Origin of the sequence: Pseudomonas sp. Root329 (assembly GCF_001424925.1) — a bacterium.
Classification (GTDB): Bacteria; Pseudomonadota; Gammaproteobacteria; order Pseudomonadales; family Pseudomonadaceae; genus Aquipseudomonas; species Aquipseudomonas arabinosi.
Window position 1 is genome coordinate 456,873 of the sequence record NZ_LMCV01000034.1, and the last position, 14,540, is coordinate 471,412.

16 protein-coding genes are annotated in these 14,540 nt (G+C 60.9%); 11 read left to right on the forward strand and 5 right to left on the reverse strand.

All coding sequences use genetic code 11. The features are described from left to right. Positions 1-94: 94 nt before the first annotated feature. The 3 genes from mpl to ASC74_RS23840 are packed head-to-tail and all read left to right on the forward strand — an operon-like array spanning position 95 to position 2,350. A complete protein-coding gene (gene mpl, locus ASC74_RS23830; protein ID WP_056744536.1) occupies positions 95-1,444 on the forward strand; it encodes a UDP-N-acetylmuramate:L-alanyl-gamma-D-glutamyl-meso-diaminopimelate ligase in 1,350 nt (449 codons plus the stop codon). Continuing rightward, positions 1,441-2,073: a flavin prenyltransferase UbiX gene (ubiX, locus tag ASC74_RS23835; protein ID WP_056744539.1), complete on the forward strand. Its 633-nt coding sequence runs from the start codon at positions 1,441-1,443 to the stop codon at positions 2,071-2,073. Before mpl ends, ubiX begins: the two co-directional genes overlap by 4 nt. Beyond that, entirely contained in the window at positions 2,066-2,350 is a 285-nt protein-coding gene (locus tag ASC74_RS23840) for a YceK/YidQ family lipoprotein (RefSeq protein ID WP_056744541.1), read from the forward strand. Before ubiX ends, ASC74_RS23840 begins: the two co-directional genes overlap by 8 nt. 142 nt (positions 2,351-2,492) lie before the next feature. On the opposite strand, the gene ASC74_RS23845 is transcribed toward ASC74_RS23840, so the two are convergent. The 3 genes from ASC74_RS23845 to ASC74_RS23855 all read right to left on the reverse strand — a co-directional run bounded on the left by ASC74_RS23845 (position 2,493) and on the right by ASC74_RS23855 (position 5,448). Then, complete coding sequence (locus ASC74_RS23845) at positions 2,493-3,134, reverse strand: oxidoreductase (RefSeq protein WP_056744543.1); 642 nt, start codon at positions 3,132-3,134, stop codon at positions 2,493-2,495. Between the two features lie 27 nt (positions 3,135-3,161). Next, positions 3,162-4,880 (reverse strand): C13 family peptidase, encoded by a 1,719-nt coding sequence (locus ASC74_RS23850; protein ID WP_056744545.1) that lies wholly within the window; start codon positions 4,878-4,880, stop codon positions 3,162-3,164. Positions 4,881-4,992: 112 nt separating this feature from the next. Further along, positions 4,993-5,448: a MaoC family dehydratase gene (locus ASC74_RS23855; RefSeq protein WP_008152797.1), complete on the reverse strand. Its 456-nt coding sequence runs from the start codon at positions 5,446-5,448 to the stop codon at positions 4,993-4,995. A 196-nt stretch (positions 5,449-5,644) separates the two neighbouring features. Between ASC74_RS23855 and ASC74_RS23860 the strand changes: the two genes are divergently transcribed. The 3 genes from ASC74_RS23860 to ASC74_RS23870 are packed head-to-tail and all read left to right on the forward strand — an operon-like array spanning position 5,645 to position 7,321. Then, positions 5,645-6,007 (forward strand): CidA/LrgA family protein, encoded by a 363-nt coding sequence (locus ASC74_RS23860; RefSeq protein ID WP_046048699.1) that lies wholly within the window; start codon positions 5,645-5,647, stop codon positions 6,005-6,007. After that, entirely contained in the window at positions 6,004-6,720 is a 717-nt protein-coding gene (locus tag ASC74_RS23865; RefSeq protein WP_056744547.1) for an LrgB family protein, read from the forward strand. Before ASC74_RS23860 ends, ASC74_RS23865 begins: the two co-directional genes overlap by 4 nt. 10 nt (positions 6,721-6,730) lie before the next feature. Continuing rightward, complete coding sequence (locus tag ASC74_RS23870) at positions 6,731-7,321, forward strand: LON peptidase substrate-binding domain-containing protein (protein ID WP_056744550.1); 591 nt, start codon at positions 6,731-6,733, stop codon at positions 7,319-7,321. Here the strand turns inward: ASC74_RS23870 and ASC74_RS23875 are convergent, their stop codons facing one another. Together ASC74_RS23875 and ASC74_RS23880 are read right to left on the reverse strand one after the other, a co-directional pair. Continuing rightward, complete coding sequence (locus ASC74_RS23875) at positions 7,322-8,638, reverse strand: bifunctional DedA family/phosphatase PAP2 family protein (protein ID WP_056744552.1); 1,317 nt, start codon at positions 8,636-8,638, stop codon at positions 7,322-7,324. Between the two features lie 101 nt (positions 8,639-8,739). Beyond that, a complete protein-coding gene (locus ASC74_RS23880; protein ID WP_056744554.1) occupies positions 8,740-9,438 on the reverse strand; it encodes a DNA-3-methyladenine glycosylase in 699 nt (232 codons plus the stop codon). 189 nt (positions 9,439-9,627) lie between these two features. Here ASC74_RS23880 and ASC74_RS23885 point away from each other — a divergent pair, with 189 nt between their 5' ends. From ASC74_RS23885 to mrdA, 5 genes are all read left to right on the forward strand, one after another. Then, positions 9,628-10,899 (forward strand): glutamate-5-semialdehyde dehydrogenase, encoded by a 1,272-nt coding sequence (locus ASC74_RS23885; protein ID WP_056744556.1) that lies wholly within the window; start codon positions 9,628-9,630, stop codon positions 10,897-10,899. A 1-nt stretch (position 10,900) separates the two neighbouring features. After that, positions 10,901-11,590 (forward strand): nicotinate-nucleotide adenylyltransferase, encoded by a 690-nt coding sequence (gene nadD / locus ASC74_RS23890; protein WP_269084630.1) that lies wholly within the window; start codon positions 10,901-10,903, stop codon positions 11,588-11,590. Between the two features lie 72 nt (positions 11,591-11,662). Further along, positions 11,663-12,157, forward strand: coding sequence for a ribosome silencing factor (gene rsfS / locus ASC74_RS23895; RefSeq protein ID WP_033054148.1), 495 nt, complete (start codon positions 11,663-11,665; stop codon positions 12,155-12,157). Between the two features lie 9 nt (positions 12,158-12,166). Next, positions 12,167-12,634 carry a 23S rRNA (pseudouridine(1915)-N(3))-methyltransferase RlmH gene (gene rlmH, locus ASC74_RS23900; RefSeq protein ID WP_007937439.1) on the forward strand — a complete coding sequence of 156 codons (468 nt, stop codon included), beginning with the start codon at positions 12,167-12,169 and terminating at the stop codon, positions 12,632-12,634. 10 nt (positions 12,635-12,644) lie between these two features. Then, complete coding sequence (gene mrdA / locus ASC74_RS23905) at positions 12,645-14,540, forward strand: penicillin-binding protein 2 (RefSeq protein ID WP_056744560.1); 1,896 nt, start codon at positions 12,645-12,647, stop codon at positions 14,538-14,540.

A 14,540-nucleotide genomic window follows, 5' to 3' on the forward strand; every position in this document is an offset into this window, starting at 1 on the left:
GTACCCACGCAGAGCGTGGGAACGATCATTAAAGACAGAGTGCGAATTTTCCCACCCTAAGCTAACCTGCGGCCATGTTTTACGAGGTCGACTAATGCACATTCACATTCTTGGTATCTGCGGCACTTTCATGGGTTCGATGGCGGTTCTGGCCAAAGAGCTGGGCCATCACGTGACGGGCTCCGATGCCAACGTCTATCCGCCGATGAGTACTCAGCTTGAGGCTCAGGGCATTGAGTTGACCCAAGGCTATGACCCGGCGCAGCTCGATCCGGCTCCGGATCTGGTGGTGATCGGCAATGCCATGTCCCGCGGCAACCCGGCTGTCGAATACGTGCTGAATAAAGGCCTGCCCTACGTCTCCGGCCCGCAATGGCTGTCAGATCACGTGCTGCAAGGTCGCTGGGTGCTGGCTGTCGCCGGTACTCATGGTAAAACCACCACCAGCAGCATGCTCGCCTGGGTGCTGGAACACGCGGGCATGAGCCCGGGTTTCCTGATCGGCGGCGTGCCGCAAAACTTCTCGGTGTCCGCTCGTCTGGGTGACACCCCATTCTTCGTGATCGAAGCCGATGAGTACGACAGCGCGTTCTTCGACAAGCGTTCCAAGTTCGTTCACTACCGCCCGCGCACGGCGATCCTGAACAACCTGGAATACGATCACGCTGACATTTTCCCCGATCTGCCCGCCATCGAGCGGCAATTCCACCATTTGGTGCGGACCATTCCGAGCGAAGGCCTGGTGATTCATCCGACCACGGAGCCGGCGTTGCAGCGTGTGATCGAGATGGGTTGCTGGACCCCGGTGCAAACCACCGGCGCCGGCGGACAGTGGCAGGTCAAACTGCTCAGCGAAGACGGTTCGAAATTCGAAGTGATGTTCGAAGGTGTCGCTCAAGGTGTGGTCGAGTGGGACATGACCGGCCAACACAACGTGGCCAACGCGCTGGCCACGTTGGCTGCGGCGCGCCACGTCGGTGTTGTGCCGTCCATGGGCATCGCTGCGCTGAGCGCATTCAAAAGCGTCAAGCGCCGGATGGAGAAAGTCGCGGAGGTCCGTGGCATTACCATCTATGACGACTTCGCTCACCATCCGACAGCTATTGCGACGACCCTCGACGGTCTGCGCAAGCGCATCGGCGATGCACCATTGATCGCGATCATCGAGCCACGCTCCAACTCAATGAAGCTCGGTGCTCACCGCGACGGCTTGCCGGAAAGCGTGGTCGATGCCGATCAGGTGATCTGGTACGCGCCGGCCAACCTCGGTTGGGATCTGGGGGCTACTGCTGCGTTGTGCACAGTGCCGTCGATCGTCAGCGATTCGCTGGAAGGCATCATCGAGCGCGTGAAGAGCCAGGCCCAGCCCGGCACTCACGTGGTGATCATGAGCAACGGCGGCTTCGGCGGCTTGCATGGGAAACTCGCCGAGGCGCTGAAATGAACAACGGCCCGGAACGCATCACGCTGGCGATGACCGGCGCTTCGGGCGCCCAGTACGGTTTGCGCCTGCTTGACTGTCTGGTACGTGAAGACCGCGAGGTGCACTTCTTGATCTCCAAGGCTGCGCAACTGGTGATGGCCACTGAGACTGACGTTACGTTGCCGCCGAAAACCCAGATGATGCAGGCCTTCCTCACCGAATACACCGGCGCTGCCGCCGGGCAGATTCGGGTGTATGGCAAGGAAGACTGGATGTCGCCAGTAGCCTCGGGCTCTGGCGCGCCGGCAGCGATGGTGGTGGTGCCGTGTTCCACCGGGACTTTGTCGGCTATTGCGACGGGGGCCTGCAACAACCTGATCGAACGTGCCGCGGATGTGACGTTGAAGGAGCGCCGTCAGCTGATTCTGGTGCCGCGTGAGGCGCCGTATTCGAGCATCCATTTGGAGAACATGCTCAAGTTGTCGAACATGGGCGTGACGATTTTGCCGGCGTCACCAGGCTTTTATCATCAGCCGCAAACCATCGACGACTTGATCGATTTTGTCGTGGCGCGAATTCTCAATCTGCTGAACATTCCCCAGGACATGCTGCCGCGTTGGGGCGAACACCACCTGACCAGCGATGAATAAGCTGCTGACGATTGTGCTGGCGCTGCAATTGGCCGGCTGCGCCACGGCGCGAACGCTTGATGCCGCCAAGCCAGGGGCGCCAGTGGTGTATTCGGGGACGCGTCTGGATTTGTATGCCATGAATGGCGGTTGCTGCGCCATGGACCGCTTCGGCGCCGAAGCCCCGAGCTATCCCGGCGTCGACCTGCCGGCCAGTGCGTTGCTCGACACGCTGCTGTTGCCGCTGTCGGTGCTTACGGTGATCGGGGTCAGTTTTCAGGCAACGGGCGGATTGTAGCGTTCGGCTCTGAGTGGGTGGTGCACCCTTCGCGAGCAAGCCCGCTCCCACATTACATCTTCAGCAGACACAAATTATGTGAACACCGCCGATCAAATGTGGGAGCGGGCTTGCTCGCGAAGGCGTCATTTCAGCCACAGCATTATTTACCTAACTTGCGCAACTCATCCGACTCAACAATCCGCACCCCATCCTGCTCTTCGAGCGCCAGTCGCCACATGGCGCGGGCCAGTTGGCAGGCTTCGATGCCGCGGTATTTGCCCGGGATCAAGCGGGACAAGGGCCCGACGAATTGCTCAGCCATACGCGGTTCCATACGCTCGCCCAGCAGCAACGAAGGTCGGCAAATGGTCAGTTGCGGCCAGTCCTGTGCGCGCAATGCATATTCCATCTCGCCTTTGACCCGGTTGTAGAAAATAGGGGACCTGCGATCAGCCCCCAGTGCACTGATCACGATCAGGTGCCGTGCGCCCATCTCCCGTGCACGTTTGGCGAACGCCACCACCATGTCCAGGTCCACCGCGCGAAACGCCTGTTCCGAGCCGGCTTTCTTGATGGTGGTGCCCAGGCAGCAGTAGGCGATGTCGACGCGACCATTCAATTGCGGCAGAAACACCGCAGGGTCGCCGACCGGGTTTTCCAGATGGGGGTGCTCGGCCAGTGGCCGGCGTGAGGGCGCCAATACTCGTGAGATCGTTGGCTCATTGAGCAGACGGTCAAGAAGATGTTCACCGGTCAACCCGGTAGCTCCGGCAAGCAGTACGTGCTGAGGCGTCAAGTACATAGTGTTTCCCCCTTGATACTATTCAGCTTAGTTGCTCTTTGCATCCGTGCTGCTGATAGAGACACTTTGAAGTGCCTTTCGTGCTTGCTGCTTGCGTAACAGCTGCCAGTGAGAGAGAACGGTTTTCGGCGCCCAGATCTGCGGCTCAGAGGCTTCGAAGCTGTCCGCCAGTTCACGTTCGGCGACGGTGGCCTTGGCCAGTTTGAAGGCTTGCTCCAGGTCGTCGGTCTGGTTCAGTGCCTGGGCGAACAGCGCATCGCCGAAGTAGGTGAAGTTGGCTTCTTCCGAGCAGCCGAAGGACACGCGGTCAGCGCGCGAGGCGGTCATGATCAGGGTGCGTTCATCCTTGAGAGCGGGAATGAAGCCACCGGAGTAACAGGACGAAATCACGATGATCTTGTCGCGGTTTTTCAGCGGAGAGAGCACCGCGGCAAGTTCGTCGGCCGGCAGATCGGACAGTTCCATGCGCGGCTGGTCGAGCACCAGTTCGTGTTCGCTGGTGCCGTGGCTGGTCATGTAAATGAAGATCAAATCTTCCGGGCCACTGCGTTCGGCCAGGGTGGCGGCAGCACGGCGCAGGTTCTCCCGGGTGGCCATCGGCCGGTCGACGAGGTGGTCGCGATGGTTCACCAGGCGGATCTGGCCAAACGCACCAAAGCGACTGTTGAGCATGTTGCTGACGTAATCGGATTCGCGCAGGAACACGCTTTGCTTGCCGTCACCGCCCAAGGTCAAGGTGTACAACTCGACCGCAGGGGTCGAAGCCGGCACGTTGGATAGCGCATCGTCGAGCAAACGGCCCTGGGCCAGCAAACCGAGTTCCAGGCTGTCGGGCAGCAGCTTGCCATCGGCATCGCGAACACGCTGGCCATTGATCCACGTACCGCTTTGCACCGTGCCGTCAGTCAGCACCAGGGTGCCGCGCCCAGAGTAACTGTCACCGTCGAACTGGCCGATGTAGAAGCTGCCGTCGGACAGGTTCAATCGACCTTGGCCGGTGAAGCGCCAGTCGCTGAACTGGCCGATGTAATGGCTGCCGTCGGCGCCGATCAACTCGCCCTTGCCGTTCAGCGACCCTTCCTTGAACAGACCGAGCCAGACATCACCGTCGGCGTTCTCGTAGCGGCCCTTGCCGTGCAGTTGGTTGTTCTTGAAGCCGCCGACATAGATATCGCCATCGGCGCTGTTGAAAGTCCCGTTGCCTTCGAGCTGACCGTCAACAAAATGCCCGGTGAACTGATTGCCGCTGGCGTCGCCCCGTTGGCCTTCGCCGTTGGGTTTGCCGTGGGCGAACTGGCCCTGATACGAGCTGCCGTCTTCGAGTTCGAGACGACCGAGCCCTGAATATTGATCGGCCTTGAATTCACCGCGGTAGGTCATACCGTTTTCTTTGAGGGTGCCTTCGCCGTCCCGTCGACCGGCTTTGAAGCCGCCGGTGAAGCTGCTGCCGCTGGTGGTCAGTGTGCCCTTGCCGTCGAACAGCCCTAGATTGAATCCGCCGCGATAGACTTCGCCGTTGCTGCCGTGCCATTCGCCCTGGCCATGCCATTGGCCCTTGTCGAAATCGCCGGCGTACCAGCTGCCGTTCGGGTAATCGATACGGCCCTGGCCTTGCAGCAATCCGTTGACCAGTTCACCGCGATAGCGTCCGCCGTCCGGCAAGCGGGCATCGGGGGGCAATAGCGATTCGCCGTCGCCGCAAGCGGTGAGCAATAGGGTCAGAGCGAGGAGTGCAAGTGGGCGCATAGCGGGATCCGGGCAATTAGGCGACCGAGTATGCCGCAGCTGTTTGACCTTATATAGCCAGGAAACAGGAGAGGGCGCGAAACAGCGTGAGCTGCTTCGCATCCGGGATGGGTTACACGAAGCAGAGCGACAGTGGCTCGGCGATGTAAGCCGGTTTGTCCGAGCCTTCGATCTCAAGCGTGGCGGTGGCCTTGAGCAGCCATTGGCCGGGTTTCTTCTCGGTGACTTCGTTCATGTCGACCTTGAGTCGTACCCTGGAATTGACCTTCACTGGCTGGATGAAACGCACGGTATCCAGACCGTAGTTGACCACCATCTTCGCCCCTTCAGGGAGGATCAGGATGTCTTCCATCAGTTTGGGGATCAGCGACAGCGACAGGAAACCGTGTGCAATGGTGCTGCCAAATGGCGTTTGCGCGGCTTTGACCGGGTCGACGTGGATGAACTGATAATCCCCTGTGGCTTCGGCGAACAGGTTGATGCGCTCCTGATCGATGGTGAGCCATTCGGAACGTCCGAGTTCCTTGCCGACATAATCTTTGAGCTCTGCAACTGGAACATAGGGCATTGAGACTCTCCTTGGGTTCATCGGTTTTATAGTTTTTGAGGTGGGGGGATTTGACCTCCCGGATTACCACTTTAGATCAACATGGCAAATGGCTCCGGTCAACTGAACATGATTTTGGCGAATGCCGGTCTATAGCATTGGCGTGCTTATAATGCTCCGCCCGCTTGTGCGGGATGATATTGGCGGGAGATGACGGATGTTGTTACGTGGCCTGACCTGGCTGGTGCTGTTCCAATTGCTGGGCACAGCCATCAACCACTTGTTTTTACCGGTGCTGCCGGGGCCGATTGTCGGCCTGCTGTTGCTGCTGGTGTTCCTGATCAGCCGTGGCCAGGTCGGCGAACCGCTGAGCCTCGCGGCCAGCAGTCTGCTGCGTTACCTGCCGTTGCTGCTGGTGCCGCCCGCCGTGGGTGTGATGGTTTACGCCAAAGACATTGCTGCGGATTTCTGGGCCATCGTCGGCGCGCTGGTGTTGTCGCTGTTGCTGTCCCTGGCCTTCGCTGGCGTGCTGATGCAGCGCATGGTCAAGCGTCACGCTCATCGTGAGGACGGCCAATGATCTTCGACTGGCACGGCGCCTGGACGTCGGTGATTCATCATCCGTTGTTCGGTATCGGTATTACGCTGGGGGCATATCAGTTGGTGCTGGCGGCGTTCGAGAAAACCCGCTGGATCTTTCTGCAACCGGTACTGGTCTCGATGCTGCTGGTGATCGGCGTATTGGTGGGTTGCGGCCTGACCTATGCCGAGTACCGCAAGAGCACCGAGATCCTCAGTATCCTGCTCGGGCCTGCGACCGTTGCGCTGGCTGTGCCGCTGTACCTCAATCTGCGACGCATTCGGCAGTTGTTCTGGCCGATATTTACTACGCTGGTGATAGGTGGCGTCGTCGCCACCGGCATGGGCGTATTGCTGGGCTGGTCGTTTGGTGCCGAACACATGATCCTGATGACCATGGCGCCGAAGTCGGTGACGTCGCCGATTGCCATGCTGGTGGCAGAGCAGATCGGTGGTGTTGCGGCGCTGGCGGCAGTGTTCGTGTTGATTACCGGGGTGATCGGGGCGATATTCGGGCCGAGTCTTTTGACCCGGCTGGGTGTGCACAGTCCTGAGGCGCGCGGTATGGCACTGGGCATGACGGCGCACGCGGTAGGCACTGCGGTGGCCATGCAGGAAAATGAAGAATGCGGCGCCTTCGCGGCGCTGGCAATGAGTCTGATGGGCGTGGCCACGGCAGTTTTCCTGCCGTTGGCGGTGTCGATGGTGGTGTAAGGAAATGTCTATGAGCTTGCCGCTTTTTCCGCTGAACACGGTGTTGTTTCCTGGCTGCATCCTCGATTTGCAGATCTTCGAGGCGCGCTACCTGGACATGATCAGTCGCTGCATGAAACAGGGCGGCGGCTTCGGCGTGGTGTGCATCCTCGACGGCGAAGAAGTCGGCATCGCCCCGGCGGGCTACGCGCTGGTCGGATGTGAGGCGCTGATCACTGATTTCAAACAGCAGGACAATGGCTTGCTGGGCATTCGGGTGCAGGGCGGACGGCGTTTCCACGTGTTGCGCACCGAGATTCAGCGCGATCAGCTGACCGTCGCCGACGTCGAGTGGCTGGAAGACGAGCCTGAGCAACCGCTGCAGGACGAGGACGCCGACCTGGTTGCGCTGCTCAAAGCCTTGGCCGAACACCCGATGGTCGAAGCATTGAACATGGGCACCGAAGCGACCGGGCAGCAGTCATTGGCCAATCAGTTGGCGTATCTGTTGCCGTTTGCCGAAGTGGACAAGATCGACCTGCTGCAACTCGATGATCCGCAGCAGCGACTGGATGCGATTCAGGCGCTGCTGGATGAGTTGCAGGGTGAGTTGTTTGCCTGATCAGTAGGCATACCGCAACATCGCATGCGGCAAATGCCGCAGCGCGAAGAACCCGAACAGCGCAACCATCGCCGGCAACACCAGCCACCAGACCTTCGGTGGCAAGGCGTTAAGCGGCGCCGGGCGTTGACTCAGCCACAAACTCGCGGCACACACGCACGCTGCCAGCATCGCGCCGGCCAGCACATCCGTTGGCCAGTGCGCGCCCAGGTACACCCGCGACAGGGCAATCGCCAGCGCTGGCAAGCAACCTAACAGCAGCCAGGTCAGGCGCATGCGCGGTGGTTGTCCGCGGCCGGCCAGCACGGCCAGCGTCAGAAACAGCGCAAAAGAGCCCGAGGCGTGGCCGCTGGGCATGCTGTAGCTGGTCAGGGGATCGCTCAACACTTCCGGGCGTACACGGGCGAAAAAGTGTTTGGTCGCGGTGTTGCCCAGCGCGGTGCACAGCAGGGTGCTACCGGCGAAAATCGCCTGGCGCCATTGTCGGGTGAGCAACAGCAAACCCGTCAGCAGGGCGCTGAACAACAGCATGTTGCGAAACTCGCCGATCAGCGTGAACGTCACCGCCACTTCATCGAGCATCGGGCTGCGGTGTTCCTGCACCAGGGTCATCAGGCCCTGATCGAGGGCGGTCAGGTGCGGATAGCCGATAAACAGTCCCGCCAGAATCAGAAAGCTCATTCCGGTAATCAGCATCGTCGCTTTGCGATGACGGCGCATGCTGCTGGTGATGCTCAGGCCCACCATGAGGGCGATGCTGCCGGCGACGATGCCAGCCTCAGGCCAGAACCCTTCCGGCAAAGGCAGGCGAATCGCCGCCCCTGTGGCCCAGCCGGGCAGCAGATAGGCAACGCTCCAACCGGCGGCAGCCAGCAGGCTGACGGCGGCGAAGCGCGGGAAGGGCATGTCGAACATCCCCGCGACCATCGGCAACATCGGTCGCAACGGACCGATGAAACGCCCGACCAACAGGCTGGCGATGCCGTAGCGCTGGAAATACGCCTCGGCCCCGGCGATCCATTCCGGATGATGGCGCAACCCTGGCAGGCGCCGGATGTTCTGATGGAAATGTCGTCCGAGGAAGTACGAAATGATGTCGCCCAGCACGCCGCCGAGGAACCCCAGCAATAGCGTTTCGCCAAGCGACAGCGCGCCGCTGCCGGCCAGAACCGCCACGGCAAACAGTAGCACCGTGCCGGGCACGATCAGCCCGGCAATCGCCAGGCATTCCACACAGGCCACTATGAACACCGCCGCGGCAAGCCATTGCGGGTTGACCGTCAACCAACCGGTCACGCTATCGAGCCATGGGCCCATAAAAACAACTCCATCAACTATTCAATTGGCCCCAAGGGGCGAACGCAATCTTCAAAACACTGCCGGCCACAGGTCGCTCCCACAGGGGGGATTTTCATTGATCAGGTCAGCAAAAAATAATCGCGACCTTCGACCTGCCCCCGCCGCAGCGGGTTGCGCGTGCAATACGGCGCGTAAGCCGCATCGACGAAACGGTACATCAAATGCTCATCGCGCCCGTGCGGAATGCCCAGGCGCGTGGTTTGTATGATGTGAACAGGCGCCGGGCCGACATCTTCCACCAGCAGCACTTCATGGTCGAAGCGCTTGGCGTCCCAGACCGGCACCTTCAGGCCCAGCGCCTTGCAGAGCAAAGTCTGTCCAGCGCAAAGCTTTTGCGAGGGGCGAGGGCGACCTTGGGCGTCGGGATTGTTTAACAGCATCTGCGCGAGGCTCGCCGGCCCGCTCAAGTCATCGATCCACGGATAGGCGGATTTGATCAGCACAGCATTGCCCGGACCCTGGGCGCTGAAGTTCAGGGAATCGCCGCCGCGGGCGTAGTACATATAGATGTGGCCGCCATCCAGAAACAAAGCCTTACGTTTTTCTGTGTAGCCAAGGGAGGCGTGGCTGCCTTTTTCTTCGCAGTAATAGGCTTCAGTCTCGATAATTCGGGCGCTGAGCCACAGGTCGCCGACCCGGTGACGAATGACTTTACCGAGTAAATCCCGGGCCAGCGTTTGGGCATCTCTGTCGAAAAATGCATCCGCGAGCCCCTTGGGCAGGCTCGTCGCGGACGTGCGAACAGTCAGGTTAGTCATGATGAACGGCGTTTATCAGGGCTGATTGAGTCGCGATGATAACAATTTGCGGCTTAATCACGGCTGAACGTCGGCAAATTGCCCTCCATTTCGACCATCCGCCCGTCACCGCTGTTAGTCCCGGGACGCGACAGCTATAATCTGCCGCTTTACTCTTTACCAAGACCTTAGCAAAGACCACTCCAGACCATGACTGAGTCCGTTCTTGACTACATGACCCGCCTGGGTCGCGCTGCCCGCGAAGCTTCTCGCGTCATCGGCCGTGCCAGCACCGCGCAGAAAAACCGCGCCTTGCAGGCTGCTGCCAATGCGTTGGACGCTGCTCGCGCCGAGCTGACGGCTGCCAATGAACTGGATTTGGCCGCTGGCCGTGCCAATGGTCTTGAGCCTGCATTGCTTGAGCGTCTGGCGCTGACCCCGGAACGCATCGACGGCATGATCGTCGGTTTGCGTCAGGTAGCGGCTCTGCCGGACCCGGTCGGCGCGATCCGCGACATGAGCTTTCGGCCGTCGGGCATTCAGGTCGGCAAGATGCGCGTGCCGTTGGGCGTGATCGGGATCATCTACGAATCCCGGCCGAACGTGACCATCGATGCCGCCAGCCTGTGCCTGAAGTCCGGCAACGCGACCATCCTGCGTGGCGGCTCCGAGGCGATTCATTCCAACCGTGCCATTGCCGCCTGCATCCAGCGCGGCCTGGCCGAAGCCGATTTGCCTGCCGCCGTGGTGCAAGTGGTCGAAACCACTGACCGTGCCGCCGTTGGCGCACTGATCACCATGCCTGAATACGTCGACGTCATCGTGCCCCGTGGTGGCCGTGGCCTGATCGAGCGCGTTAGCCGTGACGCCCGCGTGCCGGTTATCAAGCATCTGGACGGCATCTGTCACGTTTACGTCAGTGCCCACGCTGATCTGCCGAAAGCCCAGCGCATTGCGTTCAATGCCAAGACTTACCGTTATGGCATCTGCGGCGCCATGGAAACCCTGCTGGTGGACCAATCGGTCGCCAAGGATTTCCTGCCATCGATGGCTGCACAGTTCCGCGAAAAAGGCGTCGAGCTGCGCGGCTGCGAGCGCACCCGGGCGATCATCGAGGCTGTTGCCGCGAGCGAAGAAGACTGGAACACCGAGTACCTGGCGCCGATTCTTTCGATCCGTCTGGTCGACGGGCTGGACCAGGCCATCGAACACATTAACAAGTACGGCTCCCATCACACCGATTCGATCGTCAGCGAAAACCTTGCCGACACCCGGCGTTTCGTCGCGGAAGTCGATTCATCGTCGGTGATGATCAACACCCCGACGTGCTTCGCCGATGGCTTCGAATACGGATTGGGTGCCGAGATTGGCATTTCTACTGATAAGCTGCACGCCCGCGGCCCGGTGGGCCTCGAAGGTCTGACCTGCGAGAAGTACATCGTGGTCGGTGATGGCCAGTTGCGCGGCCAGGCGTCGGACTGACTTGGGCGACCTCGATCTGTCAGCCCCGGTAACCGCCAGCGAGCCTGCGCCTCGACGCATTGGCATGCTGGGCGGGACCTTCGACCCGGTGCACATCGGCCATTTGCGCAGTGCGCTGGAAGTCGCCGGATCGCTGGCGCTCGATGAGCTGCGTCTGACACCCAGTGCCAGACCGCCTCATCGCGGTACGCCGCAGGTATCGGCGAAAGACCGTCTGGCGATGGTCGAGTGCGCGGTGGCCGGTGTGGCGCCGCTGGTGGTGGACGCCCGCGAATTGCAGCGGGACAAACCGTCCTACACCATTGACACCCTGGAACTGATGCGCGCCGAACTGGCCACTGAAGACCAGGTTTTTCTACTTTTGGGCTGGGACGCATTTTGCGGCCTGCCCACTTGGCACCGCTGGGAAGAGTTGCTCCAGCATTGCCACATCCTGGTGCTGCAACGCCCGGATGCCGACAGCGAACCGCCGGATGCCTTGCGCAATCTGTTGGCGGCACGCTCGGTGAGCGACCCGCTGGCCCTCAAAGGGCCGAGCGGACAGATTGCATTCGTCTGGCAGACACCGCTCGCGGTATCCGCCACCCAGATCCGTCAACTGCTGGCCAGCGGTAAGTCGGTACGTTTCCTGGTGCCCGACGCGGTCCTGGCCTACATCGATGCGCACGGACTCTACCGTGCGTCGAACTGAAAAAGGGCGCGCTTCAAAACACGTGAACGCGTGTACCGAAGCGCCCGAACATACGAGCAAAACGAGTTTTATATGACGAACAAAGACGTAACTAAAGTAAAGCGCAAAGGCACGTTCAAGAGCGCCCCGCTGCCAGTAGAAGTTCCAACCGGCCCTGAGCTACGCGGCGAAGAGCTGGTCAAGGTTGCCGTAGCGGCCCTGGAAGACGTGAAAGGCCAGGACATTCAGGTAATCGACGTTCGTGAAAAGCAGAGCATCACTGACTTCATGATCATCGCTACCGGTACCTCCAACCGCCAGATCGGCGCGATGCTGGATAAGGTCCGCGAGGCGGTCAAGGCCCTGGGCGTCAAGCCGCTGGGTGAAGAAGGCAAGGGCGACAGCGACTGGGTCCTGCTGGATATGGATGATGTCATCGTGCACATGATGACCGCGTCGGCTCGTCAGTTTTACGACCTGGAGCGTCTGTGGTCCGGTGCAGAACAGAGCCGTGCTCTGAACGCGGCTCACCACAGCCCGGAAAACACCCATGAGCACTTCGTCAAGCTCAACAAAGACCAGCAATAAGGGACCGCTGTGCGACTGCGACTGATCGCCGTCGGTTCACGCATGCCCAAGTGGGTGGAAGAAGGCTGGCATGAATATGCCAAGCGTCTTCCGTCCGAGCTGGCGCTGGAACTGGTGGAAATACCGCTCAACACCCGTGGCAAGAACGCCGACGTGGCGCGCTTCATCCGTCAGGAAGGCGAAGCCATGCTGGCCAAGGTCGGGCCGAACGAGCGCGTTGTGACCCTCGAAGTCCACGGCAAGCCCTGGAGCACCGAGCAGCTGGCGGTCGAGCTCGATCGCTGGCGGCTGGACTCGCGCACGGTGAATTTCATGGTCGGCGGCCCCGAAGGGCTGGCGCCGGAAGTCTGTGCCCGGGCCGATCAGCGCTGGTCGCTCTCGCCGTTGACGTTGCCGCACCCGCTGGTGCGAATCCTGATCGGCGAACAGCTGTATCGTGCCTGGACAGTCCTGTCCGGCCACCCTTACCACAAGTAGTTCTGCCCTCATGCCCCAGCCGATCCGCATCAAGGACCACGAAAAAGACGCCCGTCTGGTGCGTGGCCGCGTCGTGTTCGGGGCAATTGCGGTCGTGACGCTGATCGGTGTGCTGATCGCGCGGCTGTATTTCCTTCAGGTGATCCAGTACGAGTACCACTCGACCCTGTCGGAAAACAACCGCGTCCATGTGCAGCCGATTCCGCCGACTCGGGGCTTGATCTTCGATCGCAATGGCGTGGTGGTGGCGGATAACCGGCCCAGCTTCAGCCTGAGCATGACCCGTGAGCGCTCCGGCGAATGGCAGCAAGTGCTCGACGTGATCGTCGAAGTGCTGGAGCTGACGCCCGAGGATCGGGTGATCTTCGAGAAACGGATGCGTCAGGGGCGTAGGCCGTTCGAGCCGGTGCCGATCCTGTTCGAGCTGACCGAAGAACAGATCGCCCGCATCGCGGTGAACCAGTTCCGTCTGCCAGGCGTGGAAGTGGTCGCGCAGCTGGTTCGTCACTATCCGCAGGGCGCGCACTTTGCGCACTCGGTGGGTTACATGGGACGGATCAACGAGAAAGAGCTCAAGTCTCTGGATCCGGTGAGTTACAGCGGCACCCATCAAATTGGCAAAACCGGCATCGAGCGCTTCTACGAGCCCGAATTGCACGGTCAGGTCGGTTACGAAGAAGTCGAGACCAACGCCCGTGGCCGCGTGCTGCGGGTACTCAAACGTACCGAACCGATTTCCGGCAAGGACATCGTCCTGAGCCTGGACATCAAATTGCAGGAAGCCGCCGAAGCTGCACTCGGCGGTCGCCGTGGCGCAGTGGTGGCGCTGGACCCGAAAACCGGCGAAGTCCTGGCGATGGTCAGTCAGCCGAGTTTTGACCCGAACCTGTTCGTCACCGGCATCAGTTTCAAGGCCTATTCCGAGCTGCGCGATTCCATTGATCGGCCGCTGTTCAACCGCGTGCTGCGCGGCCTGTACCCGCCGGGCTCGACCATCAAACCGGCCGTGGCAATTGCCGGCCTGGATTCTGGCGTTGTGAACGCGTCGAGTCGGGTGTATGACCCCGGCTATTACCAGTTGCCCAACTACGATCACAAATACCGTAACTGGAACCGTACCGGTGACGGCTACGTCGATCTGGACACGGCGATCATGCGGTCCAACGACACCTACTTCTACGACCTGGCCCACAAACTGGGAATCGATCGGTTGTCGGCGTACTTGAGCAAGTTCGGCATCGGCCAGAAGGTTTCGCTGGACATGTTCGAAGAGTCGCCGGGGCTGATGCCTACACGTGAGTGGAAGCGTGCAACCCGGCGTCAGGCCTGGTTTCCGGGTGAAACGCTGATTCTGGGGATCGGTCAGGGCTACATGCAATCAACGCCCTTGCAACTGGCCCAGGCCACGGCGCTGGTCGCGAACAAGGGTGTCTGGAACCGTCCGCACCTGGCCAAGACCGTCGAAGGCGAGCGGCCGAAGGATGACAACCCGATGCCGGACATCATCCTGCGTGACCCGTCCGACTGGACCAAGGTCAACCACGGCATGCAACAGGTGATGCACGGCGCCCGCGGTACGGCACGCAAAGCGGCGATCGGCGCGCAATACCGCATCGCCGGCAAAAGTGGTACGGCCCAGGTGGTCGCGATCAAGCAGGGCGAGAAGTACGACCGCTCCAAGGTTCAGGAGCGCCATCGCGACCACGCCTTGTTCGTCGGCTTCGCACCGGCCGACAACCCGCAAATCGTGGTGTCGGTGATGGTCGAGAACGGCGAGTCCGGTTCCGGCGTCGCCGCGCCCGTGGTGCGTCAAATCATGGACGCCTGGCTTCTGGACCAGGACGGTCGGTTGAAGGCCGAATACGCCAGCCCTATCAGTGCGGAGGCTACGGCCCGTGAAGAGTAA